Genomic DNA, 21,245 nt, shown 5'->3' on the forward strand with positions numbered 1-21,245 from the left:
ACGGTCCATGGACGTGAGCTTCGACTTCGACGGTGCGGTGGTCCTCGTCACGGGCGCGAGCGGCGCACTCGGAAGTGCGGTCTGTGCCGCGTTCGACGGCGCGGGCGCGACCGTCTGTGCGACGGATGTAGTCGAACCGGACGAGGAAGACGCGCTACTCGACGGCGAGCGGGTGGAGTTCTATCGGGCGGACTTCACCGACGAGTCCGCCGTCGAGTCGGTCGTGTCGGACGTGGTTGCCGACCACGGAGGCATCGACGCGCTCGCCAACGTCGCCGGGACGTGGAAGGGCGGGTCGCCGGTCGAGGAAACCGACGTGGGAACGTTCGACCTGCTGTTCGACGTGAACCTGAAGACGATGTTTCTGGCGTCAAAACACGCGCTTCCGCACTTACAGGAGCGCGACGGGGCGATCGTGAGCGTCAGCGCGCGCTCCTCGCTCGAAGGCGGCGAGGGCGACGGACCGTATCGTGCGTCGAAAGCGGGTGTTCGTCTCCTCACGGAAACGATAGCGGAGGAGAACTCCGGGGTCGTCCGGGCGAACGCCGTGATGCCGAGCGTCATCGACACGCCCGCGAACCGCGAGATGATGCCGGACGCGGACCATGAGAAATGGGTCGCCCCCGAGGATATCGCGGAAATGATTTGTTTCCTCTGTAGCGACGCCGCGAGCGTGACGAGCGGGGCGGCAGTTCCGGTGTACGGCGAGGCCTAGTTGCGACCGGAACGTCACAGTCGGTTTCAGTAGTACGGCGTTAAATAGTCACAAAGTGACACGATATCAACCACCACTACATCCGCACATTCGATTCTCAACCGCCGAGCGTACAATTTTCAACCACAGAATAGTAAAGAGCATTTTATAATTAATACGGTTAATAGACACCGTGTAGTTTATACCTCTCAGTTAAGAATGGCACGCATACGCATGTCACAACGAGAAACGTGGACATCCCGAATGGGGTTCATTCTTGCTGCGGTCGGTAGCGCAGTCGGTCTGGGCAACATTTGGCGATTTCCATACATGTCGGCACAAAACGGAGGTGCTGCCTTCTTGGTGGTCTACCTCATCGCAGCGGTACTCATCGGACTCCCCGCCATCCTCGCGGAGTTCGTCGTCGGACGCGAAACCAAGAAGAACATCGTGGACGCGTTCAGAAACCTCGGCGGTCCAGTGGCCGGAATCATCGGCCTGCTCGGACTGTTCACCGGGTTCTGGATTCTGTCGTACTACAGCGTCGTCGGTGGATGGGTCATCCAGTACGTCATCGGGAGCCTGAACGGCGCGTACTTCGGCGACCCCGGAACGTACTTCGGACAGATTTCGACCGGTACCGGGACGGTACTGTTCCACTTCGTGTTCATGCTACTCGTCGTCGGTATCGTCGCGCTCGGCGTCGAGAAGGGTATCGAGATGGGGACCAAAATCATGGTACCCTCCATCGCCGTCCTCATGGTCGGGCTCGCCATCTGGGCGTTCACCCTCGACGGGGCCGCCGCCGGGTACGATTACTTCCTCTCGCCCGACTTCGGCGTCATCGTGGAGAACTACCAGTCCATCATCCCCGCCGCGGTCGGACAGGCGTTATTCTCGCTCTCGCTCGGGATGGGGGCGATGGTCACCTACGCCTCCTACTTGGACGGCGACGACAACCTTCTCTCGGACGGACTCAGCATCGTCGCGCTGAACTCCTTCATCGGCGTGCTGGCCGGATTCGTCGTCTTCCCGCTGCTGTTCGCACAGAGCATCGAGCCCGGTGACGCCGGTGCGGGTGCCGTCTTCGTCACCCTGGCTCAGGCGTTCGCGAAGCTCCCCGCGGGCGGAATCATCGGCTTCGTGTTCTTCGTCATCCTGCTCATCGCGGCGCTCTCGTCCGCCATCAGCCTCCTCGAAGTGGTCGTGTCGTACTTCGTGGACAACTACTCGCTCAGCCGTCCGGTCATCACCGTCGGCGTCGGTGCCATCGTGTTCGCGCTCGGCGTCCCCTCGGCGCTGAGCCTCGATACGTTCACCACGTTCGACACGGTGGCGAACAACCTCCTGCTCCCCCTCGGTGTCGTCCTCACCGTCATCTTCGTCGGCTGGGTGTACAGTTCCGGTGCGGTCCGAGAATTCCGCCGCGGACTCGGAAACACCAGCGGCAACCTCGGCACCATCTGGCTCACGCACCTCCGCGTGGTCGTGCTCGTCGCCGTCGTCGGAACGCTCGCGTTGAGCCTGATGTCGTTCTTCTAAACGACCGACGAACCGCGAGACAGACGAGTTTCTTATTTTCGGTGGCTATTTAAATGTCGAGTCACGGTTCTGACGAATCATAACTAGATACCGAATTTTACCGTTCTTCTCGTCCCGAAAACGCGATTGGGACGGCGCATCAACCATGATAAAAGCAGTTTGATGGTTTGTAACCTCGAAAGCCTCATAACCGCTGGGCAAGCGAGTGCATAGCAATGGTACGTGAATCGTGGGCGAGCCGAGTCGGCTTCATCCTCGCGGCGGTGGGGAGCGCGGTCGGCCTCGGCAACGTCTGGCGCTTTCCGTGGATGACGGCCAAGTACGGCGGAAGCGCGTTCCTCGTCGTCTACCTCTGTCTCGTATTGCTCGTCGGCGTCCCCGGACTCCTCGCGGAGTTCGTCATCGGCCGCCGGTCGAAACGCAATCCGGCGGGCGCACTCGCTCGACTCGCGCCCGGCACCAAATCGTGGGGCTTCGTCGGTCTGTTCGGCGTCGTCACCGCGCTCGTCCTGCTGTCGTTCTACAGCGTCGTCGGCGGGTGGATCGTTCGATACTTCCTCGCCAGTTTCACCGGGTCGTACTTCGCCGCGCCGGGGGAGTACTTCGGAACTATCAGCTTCGGTTGGGAAGCTGCCGCATTCCAAGTTGCGTTCCTCGCGCTGACTGCACTGGTCGTCCTCGGCGGGGTTCGCGGCGGCATCGAGAAGGCGACGAAGGTGATGATGCCCCTCATCATCCTCCTGCTCGCGGTGCTGGCGGGGTGGGCAATCACCCAACCCGACGCCGGTTCGGGTCTCTCGTTCTTCCTCGATTTCAACCCGGAGCCGATTCGGAACGACCCCATCGGACTGTTGCAGGCGGCGGCCGGACAGGCCTTGTTCACCCTCTCGCTCGGCGTCGGGACGATGATAACCTACGCCTCCTACCTCGGCGAGGACAACAGCCTCCCGTTCGACGGGAGCGTCATCGCCATGTTGAACACGGCCGTCGGCGTGCTGGCCGGACTCGTCGTCTTCCCGCTCCTATTCGCGTTTCAGGGCGGTCTCACTGACGCCTCCGCGGGCGGCGGCCCCGGCGCGCTGTTCGTCTCCGTCGCGGGCGCATTCACTCAAGTCCCCTACGGCAGGGTCGTCGCCGTCGGGTTCTTCGCCGCCATCCTCTTTGCCGCCCTGTCGAGTTCCATCAGCATGCTCGAAATCCCAGTCGCGTACCTCGTGGACGAACACGGCGTCTCGCGGCGGACGGCGACGCTCAGCCTCGCGGGGGTCATCCTCGTCACCGGCACGGTCTGTGCGCTCGCCCCCGACCTGTTCACCTTCGTCGCGGACACCCTCGTCAACCTCATGCTGACCGCCGGACTCGCGGGATTCCTCGTCTTCGCCGGATGGGTCCTCGGGTCGGACGCGCTCGCCGAATTCGACTCCGGCGCGGGAGGACTCGCCAGTTCCCTCGGCGTCCCGTGGCTCTGGAGCGTCAGGACCGTTCTCCCGCTGTTTCTGCTCGTCACCCTCGCGGTGAACCTCTACTCGCTATTGTAGGCTGTCGAACTGTCCTCATCGTAGTACGGAAACCTTTTGCGCTCGCTCGTACTGCAAACGCGCAATGACAACGCGTCCGGGTGTTCAGCGATGACGATGGACGAGCGCATCGACGAACTACGCGAAAAGCGCCGCGAGGCGGAGAAAGGCGGCGGAGAGGAGCGAATCGAGAAGCAGCACGAGAAGGGGAAGATGACGGCGCGCGAGCGCATCGACTACTTCCTCGACGACGGCACCTTCAACGAGTTCGACCAACTCCGAACCCACCGGAGTCACAACTTCGGAATGGAGGAGAAACAGGTTCCCGGCGACGGCGTGGTGACGGGCTACGGCGAGGTCAACGGCCGCAAGGTGTTCGTCTTCGCCCACGACTTCACCGTCTTCGGCGGGTCGCTCGGCGAGGTGTTCGCCCAGAAGGTGACGAAGGTGATGGACCGCGCGATGGAAGTCGGCGCGCCGGTCATCGGTCTGAACGATTCGGCGGGTGCGCGGATTCAGGAGGGCGTCGAGTCGCTCGCGGGCTACGCCGACATTTTCCACCGCAACCAGCAAGCGTCCGGCGTCATCCCCCAGATTTCGGCCATCATGGGGCCGTGCGCCGGCGGTGCGGTCTACTCGCCCGCCATCACCGACTTCATCTTCATGGTGAAGGACACGAGCCACATGTTCATCACCGGCCCCGACGTCATCGAGACGGTCACGGGCGAAGAAGTCACGTTCGAGGAACTCGGCGGCGCGACGACCCACACCGGAAAGAGCGGCGTCGCCCACTTCGCCGAGAACAGCGAGGAGGAGGCGCTGGACGACATCCGCCGCCTGCTCTCGTACCTCCCGCAGAACAACGTCGAGGACCCGCCGCGCTTCGAACCGTGGGACGACCCCGAGCGCCGCGACGAGGAACTGAAATCCGTCGTCCCCGACGAACCGCGCAAACCGTACGACATCCAGCGCGTCATCGAGGGCGTCGTGGACGAGGATTCGTTCTTCGAAGTGCAGGAGGGCTACGCGAAGAACATCGTCGTCGGCTTCGGCCGCCTCGACGGCCGCTCGGTCGGCATCGTGGCGAACCAACCCCGAGTCAACGCCGGAACCCTCGACATCGAGTCCTCGGAGAAAGGCTCGCGGTTCGTCCGCTTCTGCGATTCGTTCAACATCCCGATCGTGACGTTCGTGGACGTGCCCGGCTTCATGCCCGGCACGGACCAAGAACACGGCGGCATCATCCGCCACGGCGCGAAACTGCTGTACGCCTACTCCGAGGCGACGGTGCCGCTCATGACCGTCATCACCCGCAAAGCGTACGGCGGTGCCTACGACGTGATGGCCTCGAAGCACATCGGTGCGGACGTGAACTACGCGTGGCCGACCTCCGAAATCGCGGTGATGGGCCCGCAGGGCGCGGTCAACGTCCTGTACAGTTCCGAACTCGCCGAGGCCGACGACCCTGACGCCCGCCGCGACGAACTTATCGACGAGTACCGCGAACAGTTCGCCAACCCGTACACCGCCGCCGACCGCGGCTTCGTGGACGACGTTATCGAACCGCAGGACACTCGCCCGCGACTCATCGACGACCTCGAAATGCTCTCGACCAAGCGCAAATCGCAACCGGAAAAGAAACATGGCAACATCCCGCTCTGAGGACGTGAACCTCTCGATTCCGCCGGACGCCACCGAGGAGGAAGCCGCCGCCATCATCGCGGCAATCAACGTCCACCTCCGCGAGCAGGAGGCGGCCGCCGCGGAGGGCGAGGAACGACCGGACTGGGAGGGCGACCGCTGGCGCTTCGCAGGACGGATGGCCGGGTTGCAGAATCGCAACGTTCGCGTCCCGACGAACGCCCCGACGAACGCGTGGAGCGCGGCGGGGCGGACGACGCGGTACTGAGTTCACTTTCGGTTATGAGTTGGTGGCAGTAAACGTGGTCCACTTGTACGCGAAGAGTGAACTGGCGGGGGTCCAGCTGTCTCACTCCCGCTTGTCGCACTAACGGTCAGTAGGCCAACCACTACACGCACAGTTAAACTGTATCCTTCGCTTTACTTTTGGCTCCTCCAAGGATCTCATTGTGAAGATCTCGACGATTCTTGGGTCCAATGAAGGCAGACAAAGCCGATGAAAAAGAGCACGATTGAACCAAGAAATCCCCACCGCATGACAAGGAGGGCATGTGGGATTGCCAGACGGAGCAGAAGAGACAGAGACGCAATAAGAAATGCTATCGCTGCAAGATCCCACCATGTCCGCCATTCTGTGACGTACTGCAGTAACTGATTCCTCATTGATGTATTACTAGTAATCTGTTGGGATATTTTTCAATGTTTGTGTCCATACCCCATATCAAGATACTGCTATGTATTCCCCGCCAACTTAATGCGGCTGGTACAAGCGAACAGAATTCAGTACCTATATAGCAGCAAATGTGCCACATTCGGGACCTCGCTCACTGGCTCGAAAGCGAATATCAGCAGAACTCAGATAACAAACCAGTTGAAGATAGCAATTATAACGAGTAGTGGTGCGAGTACTCCGTATTTTACTAGCCGTCTCGTAAGATAGCGACGAAATTCCTCCGGTTCTTGATCTGTAATCGCAAGAGGTGACGCATCAGTTCCGTAGAGTACTGAAGTTTCGTCCTCGGTGCGAACGTTACCGTATACGGTAAGTGTTGTTTCACTCTCTATCGGTTTCGCCTGGACGTAGTACTGGCGCGCTCCGTCGTCTTTCGACTTAACTAGATCGTTAACGTCTTCGATCTCGTGTACGGTCTCGGTGCTTCTCAGATGGATGTATGGCGACGACCACATACTGGGCGAGAAACTGATGGTTCTCGGTATTGTTGAGATGGTGGCCTCGGACAATGGAATCGTATTATGGGTACGAATAAGCCACGTCGGATCGATCTTTGCAGTTCCCTCCTTGGTGGTAATCGAGAAATCACCATACTCGATTCCGGACTCGTACCCCACTTTAGCTCGAGATATTGTTCTGTCTTCTAAATCGATAACATATAAGTTATCGATATGTGATATCCGCCACAGATATGCTCCTACTGCTGGCTTATAAGCCGGAAATAGCTGGATAGATCCCTCTGGAGGTGAGTCAACGGTTACGTCCCCTCGTAACACGACTGAATCTCCTGTGTCAGCAATCTGTTTTTCTGTGTATGCCTCCGAGCGAATCGGCCGAAATATCTTGAACGTACTAATTGCGTTGCTAAAATATGGTACCGACAATACTCCCGAAACTAGTGAGATAAAAATATTCAGTTCCATACATTTTCATCTATGCGTAAACGACGTATATTATTTGCTGAATAGCCATCTGAGCCGGTCTAGATGCTTTCTTCGTAGTATGAGAGAACTCCTACCGAGCTTCTTCCAGAATCCTCCGAGTTTGATACGCTTGATAGGCTCTCTTAGTTCTCCATGTTGCACTAAGCGGGTGTGGACACACCCAGTCTCAAGTGAATGCCGTACAAATCATCACTTAGACGGGTTAATACGGAAGTTGGTCGTGAAGAAGGGGTCAGACGCGAGCAATACGAACCGATACAACCCAGGTATGAATTCGTGTTTAACGATCTCACTTTCGGTTTCGAGTGCCGAGCGCCTTAGCGTGACGTTTTCGGTAATGGAGTCGCCGGGTTTGAGAACGCTCAAACATGCATTGAAGACATCACTTGTAGTCCACATCATTTCGCGCCAGCGACCGTTTCTCTGCTGTTGAAGCGTCCACGGATTACCGCATCCGAGCGAGATCTCAGTCATGCTCGTATTTGTAACGGTAAACTCGATTGTATCACCAGCAACCGGCTGCTCTGGCCCCGAGAGTTGTAGGTGATCATGTTCGTATGTGATTGGCTCCTCGAACTCGAGCATCTCCTCATACTTCTCTGTAAGCGGTTGAGCATTCTTACTGTCCCCAAGTGCTGTACAACCACCAAGTGAGACAGCAGAGATTCCCAAAAGGTGGAGGACTGCACGCCGGGACCACTGCTGAGCCATTTCGTTCTCGCCTACTTCGCTTCCCGCTATAAGTTTTCTGAATAGAGAGTTTCTACCCACTAAATTTGCGCGATGATCAGCGAATAGATCGGTTCAAAGACAACAGGGTAGATACATTGCCGCTTAGTAGAAAGTAGAAAATCAGTTTTATGCTGAATAGAGAGCTATATTCTGCGACTCGCCCCCATTACCAGAGTCAGTGAGGAGATACATATCTTGTTGGGGGGAAAGGAAGTTTCCCATATTTATACAAGTAAACGGAAGACCAAGCTTATGCTCATCACATTCTATAGGCGTAGTAATGTCTTTCTCACGACGAGACGTTATTAAATCTCTCTCACTACTTGGGCTTGCTGGACTCAGTGGGTGTGCTTCCAAAGCATCTAATAACGGAGTCAGATTGACGAAGATCCGATTGGTGAATTTCAAAGAATTTGAAGACGTAACCGTAGGGGTCAGCGTAGAATATAACGAGGAGGAAATTCTGAACCAGGTCTACAATGTAAAGCATAAAGATGGCGTAAAAGCCAGACCGACGACCATCAGAGATCTTCCCCAAGAACCTGGGAGATATCTGTTGAAAATACACTATAAAGACGCAAATACGAAGAGTTCACTGAAGATTACGAGACAGACATACGATAAATGCTCATATGTCGATGTATTCCTTCACGATGACGGTCACATAGGGATGTACGTGAACAGATGCGGTGAGTGAGAACCCCTGGATCTTTCAGAAATTCGTGTACGTGACAACTAATCCCTATAATCCAGATAGGTTGAGAATCGTCGCACATAGATCGCGATAGGGGTGCTGGGAGTAGTCCACTTCTGCTTATACTGCCCACAGGAAGTCAGTCGCCACAACCAGGCGAATTCGAGAATTCGACCTCGTTGCCGTCGTACGTTCTACTTCGGTTACCAAACCAATCGCGCATCTCGAAACTCGTCGAAACCCCAGAAATCGGACTGCTTTGCATCCAATCGGTCGGAGCAATCGGACCGACCACCGATTTCAACAGAGTTGCACACCACGTAATGCACCAGGAACGATTCATGGATTGATGGAGGATATCCGGGCGTGTCCACTCCCGCGTAATTGAACGGAGGTGGCCAAGCACACCGCCGGACGAGCAAACGCTCCAGATTCTATACTCGACACACCGCCAGCATGTGCTCCGAGAAATCGACCACGGCACGGTCCTCTCGAAGCATCCGGACGACCTCGCGCACGCTCTCGACGGCTTCGTCGCTGGCGTCGGCCAGTTCGGGTTTCATGCGGTTGGCGACGCCCTCCAAACCGACCAGTTGCTCGACGTCGAAACCGGCGTCCTCCAGTTCCGCTTCGAACTCGTCGGCGCGGAAGAAGTGACACTCCGCCCAGCCTTCTCCATCGGCGTGTTCGGCGACGCGTTCGGCGGTGTACTTGCCGTCCTCGGTGATGGGGGCGAGCAGGCCGTGGCTGGATTCGAGGTTGAACTTCATGATGTCCCGGAGGGGTGCGAAGCGACTGATGACGGAGACGAAGACGGGGGCGTCGGATGCGGCGACCCGGCGGAGTTCGCGCATGGCGGTGGCGCGCTCGTCGTCGTCCACGACGTGGCTTAAGGGACCACCGAGACAGCACACCGCGTCGAACACCTCGTTCTCGAATCGCAAGTCTCGGACGTCGCCCTGCTCCGCCGAAATAACGTCTTCGAGGCCGCTTTCGGCGGCGTTCTCGCGGGCGAGTTCGACCTGCGTTTCGCTCACGTCCACGAGCGCTACGTCGTAATTACACTCGGCGAGCCGGAGCGCGTAGCGGCCCGACGCGCCGCCCACGTCGAGGACGCGGCCCGAGTCGGGGAGGTACCGGCCGAGGTAATCGACCGTGTTTGCGAACTCCATGCGGGTAACGGGGTCGCGTTCCAGTCGCTCCCACTCGTGTTCGCCGTACTCGTCGTAGTACCGCGCGGGGTCCATGTCGCTCATCGTCGGCCCTCGCCGAATCGTCGAATCGTTTCGCTGGCGATACGTCGTTCCGTCCGTTCGTCGATGTTCATCTGTTGTGTGGGGTGTGGTTCGTTCGATGGTGAAAACACGACTCGCCCGGTTTCACCCCGACGCCGCGTCAGCGGCCGAATCGAGACTCCACCCGGCGAAAAGCAGGCGCTGGCCCGTGATTCGGGCGTCCAGCGTGGGGTGGAGTCGGTCGTCGCACGACCCTGATGTCATCTGACGGGAAGAAAAAGGTTCCGCTCTCGACAGGTGAGCGCGTCACGCGGGAACGGGGCGGACGTGCGCTTCCGTCAACCCGTGGGAAAATCACCCGTTGACGCCGTGATGGCCGGCCCTGAACCGACAGAATGAGGTGGTCCACCCGAATAGTTTCCCGCAGGAATGTTCGACAAGGTTCTCGTCGCAAATCGCGGGGAAATCGCGGTCCGCGTGATGCGCGCCTGTGAGGAACTCGGAATCGACACCGTCGCCATCTACAGCGACGCCGACCGAAACTCCGGACACGTGCGCTACGCCGATGAGGCGTACAACGTCGGCCCGGCGCGAGCGGCCGAATCGTACCTCGACCAAGAGGCCATCATCGACGCCGCGAAAAAGGCCGGTGCCGACGCAATACACCCCGGTTACGGGTTCCTCGCGGAAAACGCCGACTTCGCCGCGCTGGTCGAAGCCACCGATGGCGTGACGTGGATCGGCCCGGCCAGCGAATCGATGGAGCAACTCGGCGAGAAGACGAAAGCCCGGAAGACGATGCGGGAGGCTGGCGTGCCCATCGTCCCCGGCACGACGGACCCCGTGGAGGACCCGTCGGAGGTCACGGACTTCGGCGACGAACACGGCTACCCCGTCGCCATCAAGGCGGAGGGTGGCGGTGGCGGCCGCGGGATGAAAGTCGTCCGCGGCCCCGAAGAAGCGGAAGACCAACTCGAATCCGCCCAGCGAGAGGGTGAGGCGTACTTCGACAACGCCAACGTCTACCTCGAACGCTACCTCGAAAACCCGCGCCACATCGAAGTGCAGATCATCGCGGACCACCACGGCAACGTCCGCCACCTCGGCGAGCGCGACTGTTCGCTCCAGCGCCGCCACCAGAAGGTCATCGAGGAAGGCCCGTCGCCCGCGCTCTCGGACGAACTCCGCGAGAAGATAGCGGAGTCCGCCCGTGACGGTGCGGACGCCGCCGGGTACTACAACGCCGGTACCTTCGAGTTCCTCGTGGAGGAGGACGAGACGCGCGGCGATGGCGAACTCCTCGGCGTGGACACGAACTTCTACTTCCTCGAAGTGAACACCCGGATTCAGGTCGAACACTGCGTCACGGAGTGGTTGACCGACGTCGACATCGTGAAGTGGCAGATTCGAGTCGCGGCCGACGAACCGCTCGGCTTCGAACAGGACGACGTGGAACTCGAAGGCCACGCGATGGAGTTCCGAATCAACGCGGAGAACGCCGCGAACGACTTCGCTCCGGCGACGGGCGGGAAACTGACGACCTACGACCCGCCGGGCGGAATCGGCGTCCGCTTGGACGACGCGCTCCGACAGGACGACGACCTCGTGACCGACTACGACTCGATGATAGCGAAACTCATCGTCCACGGTGCCGACCGCGAGGAGTGTATCGTACGCTCCCAGCGCGCACTCGCGGAGTACGACATCGAGGGAATCCCGACCATCATCCCGTTCCACCGCCTGATGCTCGAAGACGACGAGTTCGTCGCGGGGACCCACACCACGAAGTACCTCGACCACCACCTCGACCAAGACCGAATCGAGGAGGCACAGGAGAAGTGGGGTTCGGCCGAATCCGCGGGCGAGGACGAGGAAGTCGTCGAGCGCGAGTTCACGGTCGAGGTCAACGGCAAGCGCTTCGAGATCAACCTCGAAGACCGCGGCGGCGTCGCCGCCGTCCCGTCGAGTTCCAACGGCGGCGGCCAGAAGCCGAAACCGGCAGGCGGCAGCGGCGACGGCGGCAGTCAGGCCGTCGTGGACGCCGAAGGGGAAACCGTGTCCGCCGAGATGCAGGGCACCATCCTCGACGTGAAGGTCGAAGAGGGCGACGAGATTCAGTCGGGCGACGTGGTCTGCGTCCTCGAAGCGATGAAGATGGAAAACGACGTCGTCGCGTCCCGCGGCGGTACCGTCACGCAGATTGCCGTCAGCGAAGGCGATAGCGTCGATATGGGCGACGTGCTCGTCGTCGTTGACTGACCGGACACTGACGACAGTCGAAACGCGATTTTCGGGTCGGTCGAGTCGAGCCTCTGCTACCGACTCGTGGCGAGCGGTATCATCTACCACATCCGCGTAACACACATTACGGTGTCCTGTCTCGTCACGAACGATGGCGTTTCCAAATCTCCCCGGAAAACAGGCGGCAGACCCGCTGGTCACACCCGCCCAACACTCCGAGTACCGACACGCGGAAAGCGAAACGGGACGGACGAGACTTCCGGAGGCGGTCGTCCTCTGTTACAGTCGCGGATTGATGGACTACCTCACCGAAACCCACGACGGCCAGCACGTGGGGAACTACTACGGCGACCTCTATTCCTTTTCGGACGCCGACTACGCCGTCGGCGTCCTCGGGAACTTCGGGATAGGAGCGCCGACGACGGCGATGTTGATGGACGAACTCGTCGCGGACGGCGTGGAGACGTTCCTCTCCGTCGGGTTCGCCGGGTGTCTGGACGACACCATCGATATGGGCGATTTTATCGTCTGTGACAAGGCCATCCGCGACGAAGGGACGTCCCATCACTACGCCGCGCCCGAGAAATTCGCCCACGCGAGCGAATCGCTCACCGACGAGACCATCCGACTGCTCCGCGACCGCGACGAACGGTTCCACATCGGACCGTCGTGGACCATCGACGCGATGTACCGAGAGACGAAACGGGAGGTCGAGCGGTACGCCGACGAAGGCATCCTCACCGTCGAGATGGAGGCGTCCGCGGTGTTCACCGTCGCCGCCCATCGCGGCGTGGACGCCGCGTCGATGTTCGTCGTCAGCGACTATCTCGGCCCCGCCGACTGGGAGCCGAAGTTCCATCTGACGGGGGAAGACATGCAACACCTCGGGGACACCGCGAAGGCAGTTCTCGAAAACGGCGTGGCGTGAGCACCGACGACGCCCGCGGAATGCGCGTGGTCCGAGACTCCGGGTCGAGAGGGAAACGTTTCATATAACCCCCACGTGTACGGACGGATACTCGGACGACACATGCAAGACCTCGGCGAGCATTACCGACCGGCGGGCGAACCGCCCGAATCGAACGTTCATCGCGTCGTGGGGCGGACGGACGGAGTGACGCTGTTGCGAGTCACCGACGCCGACGGGAGACGGGTCAACTCCGGCGAGATACGTCGCTGCTCGTCCGCGACGCTCGATGAGGAGTTCGAACCGGCGAGAAATCCGGACGCCGGGTTCAATCCCGTTTCCGCCGTGGGGGACGTGCTCACGTGGCTGTACTGGAGCGTTCGGAAGTTCCTGTAGGCCGCGTCTCGACGGATGCCCCGTCCACGCGTGCTCACGGAAACAGCGACAGGAGGGCGCCAGCGAGCGAGAGTACCGCGCCGAGGACGACGAGCGGCGTGAAACCGTCCGGTTCGAAGTCGTTCAAGCTACCAGTCAGCACGTCGTAGAGCCCCCCGAGGATGAGACCGACCCCGCTGATGGCAAACAGCCACAGGCTGATGCTGGAGTCTCCTGCCGCGAGGTCGGGAATGGAAAGCGTGGCGAACGAGAGCCCGATGATACCCAACGACACGTAGTGGAGGAGGGCGCGGTTCATGATTCTAATTCGTCACAAGCGGGAATAAATATTGCGTGGAAGTCACGCTCGGGCGAACATCGTATCCAGTGCGAACGTTTATTTCCGGGTTTCCCATGGAAGGCGTATGGTCGGTCTGGAGCGCGGCACCGTCGAACTCGAACCGCATCGACCCGAGTGGCGACGGGAGTACGAGACGGAGGTCGAACGGATACGGGAGGTCACCGGCGACGACGGACTCGCTTTCGAGCACGTCGGAAGCACCGCTATCCCGGGCATCGCCGCAAAGCCCATCATCGACGTGCTCGCCGTCGTCGAGGATGCGTCTCACGCCGCGCGACTCGTTTCCGTGCTAGAGGGCCACGACTACGAGTATCGACCGAACGACGGGATTCCCGACCGCGCGTTCTTCGCCAAGGGACCGCGGGCGAACCGGACGCACTATCTCTCGCTGACCGAAGCGGGAAGCGACTGCTATCGGGAATCCGTTCTATTCCGGGATTTCTTGCGCGAGCACCCGTCCTCCGCCGCGGAGTACGACCGCCTGAAGCGGGAGTTGGCGGACGAGCACGGGGACGACAGGCAGACGTACACGCGGAAAAAGGAACCGTTCATCCGGCGCGTGCTCGAACGCGCGAGTGACGAACGCAACCCTTGAGTTCGTCGCTCATCCGGTAGCCCAACGCGCGACCGTCTTCGGCGGTGGTACCCGCGAACACCAGTGATGACTCTCGACAGACCGGTGTTCCGAAAATACGCGCCGCTTATCGTCGCACCGAAACCGTCGTGCTGGAGCGAATCCACGCCCGGTGGTTCTCCGGGTCGTAGAACATCGCCACGGTTCCGTATTCGTCTTCGTATTCGCTGTATTCTATCTCGTTAGGTGCTCGGTCAGTCATTCTCTGTTATCGGTTGGTTCGATGGCTGTTCCACGCGTCTCGGCAGTCGGGGGTACAGAACGGATACAGACGGAACGTTCCCGTCGCGTCGGTGTCGGCGAGGATCGGATGCCACGATTCGATGTCGATGTCGTCGCCACAGACGACGCAGACGCGCTCGTCGCACGGCGCTTCGGTTTCACCCGTGCACTGTTCGCCCATCGTTACTCCGGTGTGACTTCTACGACCCCGTTGCTGTGTACGCGTACCTCGTATCCGTCTAGCGTGAACTCGACGCGACCGCCCCTCGTCCGCTGATGAAAGAGCGAGTCGAGCGCATCCGGGTCGATGACGTCGTACAAACACGTCTCGAACTCGGTCGCATCGTCGTACCCCGCCGCATCCATCACGGCGGACAGGACGTCGAGGCTCACCCGGTCACTCCCTTGTTCGCGTCGTCGTTTCATATCCGTTCTCATATCTACCGGTAGGGAATACTATGTAAAGGCACTTCCAGCTAGATTGAACGTGATAATTCGAGGAGGGGGCTATCAGTCTAGATGGCGCTCCCAATTCACGATTCGAGCAGCCTCCGGAGCAGTTTCCGCTCCGCGGCGCGCAAGTGATGTTGAAACGTGGGCTGAGAGATGCCGAGCGACCCCCCGACTTCCTCGCCGGTACTCTTCCGGGGCGAATCGAAGAAACCGCTGTAGTAGGCTGTCTCCAAGACCTCCAATTGACGGTCGGTCAGGAGTTCCGCGAGCACCGTATCGAGGTCGCCGGACGCGACCGGTCGTTCGCGGTGCCGACGGCTTCGCAGTTCCAGCGCCGGGAATCGCGTCTGGAGCACCTCGACGAACGTCCGAACGTCCGCGTTCATCGGGAGTCTAACGACCACGGTCCCCGGGAGCGGTCCGACCGTGAACGTCTCGGGAACCGCTCCGTGGTCGAGGAGCGTTCCGACGAAACTCGAATCGGTCAACGTCGCGGCGAACAGCGTCGAATCCTCTCGACTGCTCACCCGTTCGATGTCGATGACTTCCAGCGACCGGGACGCCAGGGCACGGACGTCCTCCGATGCGGTGTCGTCGACGGTGAAAAACGCGGTCACCGTGCCGTCGTGTTTCGAGGCGACGCCCATGAATTCGACGTGACAATCCAGCGTTTCGGCGATGTCCACGAACACCACCGTCGAGTCCTCGATGTCGAATTCGAGTTCGACTACCTCGCCACCGGCGAGCGCCTTCTTGCTCTCGACGGCGTTGATAGCGTACGCGATGGTCTGGCTCACGTCTTCGAGAACGGCCCGCTCCAGTTCGTCGAACGTCCGCGGCTGGTCGGAGTAGACGGACAGCACCCCGTAAACGGCGTCGCCGTAGCGAAGCGGGAGGGCACACGACGACCGATAGCCGCGTTTCAGCGCCTCGCTCTGCCACTGCTCCGAGAGCGGTCCGCGAAGGACGTCCTGCACCACTTGCGCCCGTCCGGTTTTCAGCGCGGTTCCCGCCGGGTCGGTCGTCTCGTCGGTGGTCGTGATGGATATCGCGTCGAGATAGCCCCGTTCGATGCCCGCCGATTCGTGCGGGACGACCCGTCCCGTCGCCGGGTCTTCCACGCCGATCCACGCGAAGCGGTACGGTCCGCCGCTCGTCAGGCGGCTACTGACGGCGGACTCTATCTCCTCGCGGGTTCGCGCCTCCACGAGCGCCCGGTCGATGCGCCGGATGCCCTCGTTCAGTTCGTTGAGCCGTTCGAGCGCCGCGTTCTGCCGACGGAGCGTCGCGTCCTGTTCCTGCAGTCGGCGCTGGCGGACCGCTCGTCCGAGCGCCGATTCGACGGCGGCGGCACAGAGTTCCGCGATGTCGAGGGTCGCGTTCCCGGTGATTTCGGTGATGAACACGCCGTGCGTTCCGAGCGGGAGGGAGACGATTTCGTCGTCGAATGCGGCCTCGTTCTCGATGAACGACTGCCACGCGATGCCGTCGCCGTCCAGCAACTCGTCCGGCAACGCCTCCGCACCCGTCGTCTCCGCGTTCGTTCGGAGCGTGCCCGTCGATTCGTCGTACAGCGCGATGCGCGTCCTCGGCAGGGATAACAATCGTTCCGCCGCTTCGACCGTGACGGCACACACCTCGTCCGACGTTTCCGTCTCGAGCAGTTCCCGCGTGATGTCCGACAACGCGGCGAGCGCTTCCTCGTGGCGCTCGCGTCGGGTCACGTCCACCGAGACGCCGATGACGCGATCGACGTCGCCCGCCGAATCGAACACGGGTTGATACACGACGTCGTAGATAATTCCCCCGAATTCGCTGGTCGCCTGAATCGGCTCCCCCGACAGGGCGCGACGGCAGTTTTCGAGGATATCCGGGTGGTCTTCGTACCTGTCGTCGATGGACTCGCCGACCAGTTCCCCGTCTTCCAATCCGGTCGATTCCAATCCGCTCCCCTCCACGAGTTGGAACGTCCCGTCGGCGTCGATGACGAAGAATATCACCGGGACGTTGCGAACGATCATCTCGTACCGCTCGACTTCGGACTCCGATTCGTGTCGCTCGGTGACGTCCATGTGCGCCACGACGACGTACCGATTGTCGTCGTCAGTCACGTCCGCTGCGCGCATCACGAACCAGCGCCGCTCGTCCGGCGAGTGACACGGGTATTCGAGGCTAAAATCGGTCCGGTTCCCCGACAAAATGGCGCGGATACCCGTCGCTGCTTCGTCCGCCGTCAGTTCGTCCGCGCCGTCACAAACGTCGAGATAGCTGACCCCTATCGTCGGCTCGGACAGACCGTTTTCTCGACCGAACCGCTCCCACGCGTCGTTCGTTGCGACGACGACCCCGTTCTCGTCGAGCACTGCGACGTTGACGGGGACGACATCGAGCGCAAGCTGTTCGATATCGGTACGACTCACGATTCTCTCACCCCCCAGTCATCAGGCCCGGTTGGACTCCAGCGGGTAAAACGGTGGCGCTAGACCCGGTACTCCGTCACCAGTTCGTCCAGCGATTCGTGGTGGCGCGTCGTGTGCGGGGCAGTCAACGGCGAGACGCTCACCTTCCCGTTGAACACCGCGTGACGGTCCGTGCCCTCGGCGTCCGGCAGCGTCTCGTCACCCATCTGTTCCCACGTCCGGTCGTGGAGCGTGATGACGCCTCCTTCGTTGGTCGTGTCCATGTCGTAGACGTGCGAGGGGCGGGTGACTTCCATCGGAGTCGGCCCGTCGCTCGACATCGGCGCGTTGACGTTCAAGTACTCGGCCTGCTCGAACACGCCCGCGTCGAGCGCGTGTTCGGTGAGATAGGTCGTCGCCTTCGCCGCCACGTCGTACTCCTCGACGGTCGTGTCGTAGGGCCAGAGGTGATTCGGCACGTGCAGCGAGACGGCGATGGCGGGAACGTCGAAGAAGGCGGCCTCGACCGCGGCGCTGACGGTCCCGGAGCGTCCGAGAACGTACGCGCCGAGGTTCGCCCCGTTGTTACACCCGGAGACGACGATATCGGGATAGGGACCGAGTTCGGTCAGTCCGGCGACGATGCAATCGGTGGGAGTGCCCGTGATGGCGTAGCCGAGTTCGTGCTCCTCGACCTCGACCTCGTAGGACATCGCGCGACCGACCGCGCTCTGGTCGGTCGCGGGTGCGACGGTGGTCACGTTGCCGATTTCCTGGAGGCTCTCGTACAGCGCGCGGATTCCGGGGCTGTCGATGCCGTCGTCGTTCGTCAGAAGAATTTCCAGCGAATCGCCCATGCAGGGGAGTTGGAACGGGAACGCAAAAGTACTCCGCTCGGTGCGTGCCAGCACCCCCAACGCGGGTCCGACCCTGCCGTGAAAACGACGAGTCGGACAGTTCCAAGGGAATAGGAGGGAGGTGAACGAACGGGACGATGGACGACCGCAAAGCGCCGCGGCGAGCGGTCTCGCGCGCGTTTCGAGACGGGGGAGAGCGCCCGGGCGTATCCAATCGTTGTTACAATACCGTATTGATAATTAACGAACCACATGGATTTATGCTGTGAGGCTCACACTATCCGAACGGACATGGCGGAGGGAAATGTCACAGACGCTCACACACTCGAACTCAACTACGAATACGCGCAGCGTAACGTAGACATCCTGTCCATCTGGTTCGAGTGCGAGCCAAAGAAGACGGTCGAACTGCTCGCGGAGAACAAGATACCGCTGTCACCGAACGACGAAGGGAAGTTCGGCTCGTACTACAACTTCGTTCGGGAGTGCGTCGAGGCGAACTAGCGGCGGTCCACGACCGTCCGTTCGTCCACGACGAGGTTGTACGCTTTTTCGTCCTCGTTCCAGAGCACGAGCACGTCCTCGAACGAGAGGAGCGCACCGTAGGCCGCCTCGCGGAGCGCGCGATTGAGCGACGTTTCCTTTGTCAGGACCGCGAAGTTCCCCACCGCCTCGCTGCCGTCACTCACCTTGAACACGGGATTTTCTCCCTCCTCCGACAGCGAGTGACTGAGTTTCACCGCGACGAGGTTCACCCGCTCGGTGACGTGGCGTTCCATCTCCGCCATCTTCGCGGATTCGGCCCTGCTCGCGGTGAACTCACGACGACGGGTTCCATCGGTTCGGAGGACGACGTGTGAGAACTGTACGTCCACGTTGACGAACTCGCCGTCGCCCTCGATGTCGTCCAGCGTCACCGTCTCCGACGGCTCGGCCACGTCGCTTCCGCGCCCGCTCGCGTCGAGTCCGTCACCGGCACCGGCATCGTGTTCACCGGCACTGGCATCGTACTCGCTCGCGTCGATGCCCTGCTCGCTCGTTTCCTTGGCACCGTCGTCCGACTCGAATTCGTAGTTGCTGGCGTCGATTCCTCGATGTTCGACGGGTTCGGAGGTATCCTCGGAGCGACCCTCATCGCCGCTCTCGGAATCGCCACCGTCGCCCTCACCGTTACCGCTCTCGCCCGCGTCCAGTCGGCGTTGGAACGGCGGGACCGATAACTCGGGTTTCACGTCGAACGACCAGCAGTCGTCGCTCGGTTCCTCGCCGGGCCAGAGGCGGAGCGTCGGCGAAAACACCGTTGCCCGGTCGGCGACGCTTCGTTCGACCTCCCGAAGGCCGATGCTGGCGTTCTTGTCCGCCGGGGCGATGGTGACCATCGATCCGTCGGGAGCGAGGTAGTCGAGGTACTTCCGAACGACCGCTTCCGGGTCGGATAATTCGCTCAGCACGTTGGCGAACACGATGAGGTCGTACTCCGCCTCGCCGTCCTCGGGTTCGAACGCCTCCGCGGTGTCGCGGTACACGGTCGGGTAGAAGTTCTCCCCCGTCTCCTCCAGCATCGCGGCGAGAACGTCGGCGGCGTCGCTCGGTTCGACGGCGTGATACTCCACGAACGTCTCCGACGGGAGGAAATCGTGGAGGCCGAGCGCGGGGCCGCCGACCCCTGCGCCAACGTCCAGCACGCGAAGTTTTCCGGGAAGCAGGCCCCGTCCCGCGAGTTCCGAGAGGACGTACTGGACCACGGCGTAGTAGTCCGGCAGGTGGTAGATGGCGTAGCCGAGCGCGACGCGGTAATCGTACTCGACCGGGTTCTGCGCGAAGTAGTCCTCCTTGAGCCGTCGAATCGTCCGCCGGAGTTCGTCGCCCGACGCGCCGTCCGGCCACCCCGCGCCGAACTCCGCGACGAGCAGGTCTTCCAGTTTCCGACCGTACGTTTCGGGGAACGACTCGACGCCGCGGAATTCGGGGCGAACGGGGTCGTCGGATGCGGGTTCGAAGGTGCCGTCGTCGCGCTCCACGAAGCCGAGCGCTCCTGCCTCCTCGCGGAGCACCTGCCGGACGACCGCGGGATGCGGTTCACCTTCGACGTATTCGGAAATCTCCTCGGGGTCCACGGGCCGCACGTCTTGCAGGTACTTCGCGTTCGAGAGCACCTGCTCGCGCCGGTCGTCGTTCATTCGTCCTCCTCGCTCTCCGCGGCCTCGCGGTACAACCGTTCGAAGTCGGCCGGGTCGGCGTCGGCCAGTCGCTTCGCCGCTTCCGCCACGCCCGTCGCGCCGTCGAAGGTGGCCTGAATGTCGGCGTAGACACGGGGTTCCCCGTCGGTCACGTGGTCCGCGAGGGCGGCCAACTCCTCGTAGACGGGAGTTCGAAGGCCCTCAGGTACCGGGTTCGACGCCAGCGCGAAGGCGAGCACCGCCGCGTGCGTCCCCGCTTGCACCGTCGTCATCGCGTCGTCGTGCTCCGCCGCCGTCGTCTCGACCAGCGTGTTCCCGCGCGCTTCGATCGCGTCGAGCAGTTCGCGCGTGACCGGTCCCGATTCGTCCGCGACGACGGCCACGTTCCCCGGTGCGGTGTCCGCCCCGAACAGCGGATGCAGGCTCACCCGTTCGACGTTCGGCGCGTGTTCGGCCATCGCTTCGACCGGGTCGGCCATCACGCCGCTCACGTCGAGCATCGCCCGGTCGGCGTTCGGCGCGTGTTCCGCGATGGCCTCCGAAATCGCCGGAATCGGCACGGCGAGACAGACCACGTCGAATGATTCGTCGGCGTCCAGCGCGACCGCTCGCCCACCGACCGCTCGGGCGGCCTCCGCCGCAACCCCCTGTTCCACGTCGGCGAACGCGACGTCGCCCGGTATCGCCTCGGCGAACCAGCGGCCCATCGCGCCCGCCCCGACGACGAGTACGTTCATTGCCTTCGCGTTGGTGTGGTCCGCCCAAAAGCGGTTCGTTTGCGGGAATTCCTCGGTCGGTACAGTGTTCGTCCTTCCGCGGGTTTATCGCTCATCGAACGACGGCATCACTGAGTGTAGTTCTCAAACCTTAAGAGACAGCGCCGA

At 61.3% G+C, this 21,245-nt stretch carries 23 protein-coding genes; 12 read left to right on the top strand and 11 right to left on the bottom strand.

The genetic code is table 11. The annotated features are described in order from the left end of the window. The first annotated feature begins 7 nt into the window (after positions 1-7). The 5 genes from V5735_RS01890 (at position 8) to V5735_RS01910 (ending at position 5,662) form a co-directional block, all read left to right on the top strand. Positions 8-715 carry an SDR family oxidoreductase gene (locus V5735_RS01890; RefSeq protein WP_423744817.1) on the top strand — a complete coding sequence of 236 codons (708 nt, stop codon included), beginning with the start codon at positions 8-10 and terminating at the stop codon, positions 713-715. Positions 716-928: 213 nt separating this feature from the next. After that, complete coding sequence (locus tag V5735_RS01895; protein ID WP_423744818.1) at positions 929-2,236, top strand: sodium-dependent transporter; 1,308 nt, start codon at positions 929-931, stop codon at positions 2,234-2,236. A 215-nt stretch (positions 2,237-2,451) separates the two neighbouring features. Then, entirely contained in the window at positions 2,452-3,774 is a 1,323-nt protein-coding gene (locus tag V5735_RS01900; protein WP_423744819.1) for a sodium-dependent transporter, read from the top strand. Between the two features lie 96 nt (positions 3,775-3,870). Next, positions 3,871-5,415, top strand: coding sequence for an acyl-CoA carboxylase subunit beta (locus tag V5735_RS01905; RefSeq protein ID WP_423746049.1), 1,545 nt, complete (start codon positions 3,871-3,873; stop codon positions 5,413-5,415). Then, on the top strand, positions 5,396-5,662 hold the full coding sequence (locus tag V5735_RS01910) for an acc operon protein (RefSeq protein WP_423744820.1): 267 nt from the start codon (positions 5,396-5,398) through the stop codon (positions 5,660-5,662). The genes V5735_RS01905 and V5735_RS01910 overlap by 20 nt, the downstream gene beginning before the upstream one ends. A gap of 587 nt (positions 5,663-6,249) precedes the next feature. On the opposite strand, the gene V5735_RS01915 is transcribed toward V5735_RS01910, so the two are convergent. Together V5735_RS01915 and V5735_RS01920 are read right to left on the bottom strand one after the other, a co-directional pair. Beyond that, a complete protein-coding gene (locus tag V5735_RS01915; protein WP_423744821.1) occupies positions 6,250-7,050 on the bottom strand; it encodes a hypothetical protein in 801 nt (266 codons plus the stop codon). A 210-nt stretch (positions 7,051-7,260) separates the two neighbouring features. Beyond that, a complete protein-coding gene (locus V5735_RS01920; RefSeq protein WP_423744822.1) occupies positions 7,261-7,782 on the bottom strand; it encodes an immunoglobulin-like domain-containing protein in 522 nt (173 codons plus the stop codon). Positions 7,783-8,200: 418 nt separating this feature from the next. Here V5735_RS01920 and V5735_RS01925 point away from each other — a divergent pair, with 418 nt between their 5' ends. After that, positions 8,201-8,500, top strand: a complete 300-nt coding sequence (locus V5735_RS01925) for a hypothetical protein (protein ID WP_423744823.1) — start codon at positions 8,201-8,203, stop codon at positions 8,498-8,500. 431 nt (positions 8,501-8,931) lie between these two features. Here the strand turns inward: V5735_RS01925 and V5735_RS01930 are convergent, their stop codons facing one another. Continuing rightward, the gene (locus V5735_RS01930) at positions 8,932-9,753 is read right to left on the bottom strand and encodes a class I SAM-dependent methyltransferase (protein ID WP_423744824.1); all 822 of its coding nucleotides are present in this window, start codon (positions 9,751-9,753) and stop codon (positions 8,932-8,934) included. A 97-nt stretch (positions 9,754-9,850) separates the two neighbouring features. Here V5735_RS01930 and V5735_RS01935 point away from each other — a divergent pair, with 97 nt between their 5' ends. The 4 genes from V5735_RS01935 to V5735_RS01950 all read left to right on the top strand — a co-directional run bounded on the left by V5735_RS01935 (position 9,851) and on the right by V5735_RS01950 (position 13,276). Further along, complete coding sequence (locus tag V5735_RS01935) at positions 9,851-10,000, top strand: hypothetical protein (protein WP_423744825.1); 150 nt, start codon at positions 9,851-9,853, stop codon at positions 9,998-10,000. Between the two features lie 161 nt (positions 10,001-10,161). After that, positions 10,162-11,991, top strand: a complete 1,830-nt coding sequence (locus tag V5735_RS01940; protein ID WP_423744826.1) for an acetyl-CoA carboxylase biotin carboxylase subunit — start codon at positions 10,162-10,164, stop codon at positions 11,989-11,991. 133 nt (positions 11,992-12,124) lie between these two features. Next, positions 12,125-12,901: a nucleoside phosphorylase gene (locus tag V5735_RS01945; RefSeq protein ID WP_423744827.1), complete on the top strand. Its 777-nt coding sequence runs from the start codon at positions 12,125-12,127 to the stop codon at positions 12,899-12,901. A 102-nt stretch (positions 12,902-13,003) separates the two neighbouring features. Next, positions 13,004-13,276, top strand: coding sequence for a hypothetical protein (locus V5735_RS01950; protein ID WP_423744828.1), 273 nt, complete (start codon positions 13,004-13,006; stop codon positions 13,274-13,276). A gap of 34 nt (positions 13,277-13,310) precedes the next feature. Here V5735_RS01950 and V5735_RS01955 read toward each other — a convergent pair whose 3' ends face one another. Continuing rightward, a complete protein-coding gene (locus V5735_RS01955; protein WP_423744829.1) occupies positions 13,311-13,574 on the bottom strand; it encodes a hypothetical protein in 264 nt (87 codons plus the stop codon). Positions 13,575-13,680: 106 nt separating this feature from the next. Between V5735_RS01955 and V5735_RS01960 the strand changes: the two genes are divergently transcribed. Beyond that, positions 13,681-14,211 (top strand): GrpB family protein, encoded by a 531-nt coding sequence (locus V5735_RS01960; protein ID WP_423744830.1) that lies wholly within the window; start codon positions 13,681-13,683, stop codon positions 14,209-14,211. A 106-nt stretch (positions 14,212-14,317) separates the two neighbouring features. Here the strand turns inward: V5735_RS01960 and V5735_RS01965 are convergent, their stop codons facing one another. The 5 genes from V5735_RS01965 to surE all read right to left on the bottom strand — a co-directional run bounded on the left by V5735_RS01965 (position 14,318) and on the right by surE (position 18,181). After that, positions 14,318-14,452 carry a DUF7331 family protein gene (locus V5735_RS01965; RefSeq protein WP_423744831.1) on the bottom strand — a complete coding sequence of 45 codons (135 nt, stop codon included), beginning with the start codon at positions 14,450-14,452 and terminating at the stop codon, positions 14,318-14,320. Between the two features lie 6 nt (positions 14,453-14,458). Beyond that, positions 14,459-14,653: a DUF7576 family protein gene (locus V5735_RS01970; protein ID WP_423744832.1), complete on the bottom strand. Its 195-nt coding sequence runs from the start codon at positions 14,651-14,653 to the stop codon at positions 14,459-14,461. A 2-nt stretch (positions 14,654-14,655) separates the two neighbouring features. After that, positions 14,656-14,898: a HalOD1 output domain-containing protein gene (locus V5735_RS01975; RefSeq protein WP_423744833.1), complete on the bottom strand. Its 243-nt coding sequence runs from the start codon at positions 14,896-14,898 to the stop codon at positions 14,656-14,658. A gap of 107 nt (positions 14,899-15,005) precedes the next feature. Then, entirely contained in the window at positions 15,006-17,345 is a 2,340-nt protein-coding gene (locus V5735_RS01980) for a bacterio-opsin activator domain-containing protein (protein ID WP_423744834.1), read from the bottom strand. A gap of 59 nt (positions 17,346-17,404) precedes the next feature. Next, entirely contained in the window at positions 17,405-18,181 is a 777-nt protein-coding gene (gene surE, locus V5735_RS01985) for a 5'/3'-nucleotidase SurE (protein WP_423744835.1), read from the bottom strand. A 291-nt stretch (positions 18,182-18,472) separates the two neighbouring features. Here surE and V5735_RS01990 point away from each other — a divergent pair, with 291 nt between their 5' ends. Then, positions 18,473-18,685, top strand: coding sequence for a hypothetical protein (locus V5735_RS01990; RefSeq protein ID WP_231182834.1), 213 nt, complete (start codon positions 18,473-18,475; stop codon positions 18,683-18,685). On the opposite strand, the gene V5735_RS01995 is transcribed toward V5735_RS01990, so the two are convergent. Both V5735_RS01995 and V5735_RS02000 read right to left on the bottom strand, forming a co-directional pair. Further along, positions 18,682-20,361, bottom strand: coding sequence for a methyltransferase (locus V5735_RS01995; protein ID WP_423744836.1), 1,680 nt, complete (start codon positions 20,359-20,361; stop codon positions 18,682-18,684). The two genes, V5735_RS01990 and V5735_RS01995, sit on opposite strands and share 4 nt — an antisense overlap. After that, on the bottom strand, positions 20,358-21,098 hold the full coding sequence (locus V5735_RS02000; protein ID WP_423744837.1) for a prephenate dehydrogenase/arogenate dehydrogenase family protein: 741 nt from the start codon (positions 21,096-21,098) through the stop codon (positions 20,358-20,360). The genes V5735_RS01995 and V5735_RS02000 overlap by 4 nt, the downstream gene beginning before the upstream one ends. Positions 21,099-21,245: the final 147 nt, after the last annotated feature.

It is taken from the genome of Haladaptatus sp. SPP-AMP-3 (assembly GCF_049568665.1).
In the GTDB taxonomy this organism is placed as follows: domain Archaea; phylum Halobacteriota; class Halobacteria; order Halobacteriales; family Haladaptataceae; genus Haladaptatus; species Haladaptatus paucihalophilus.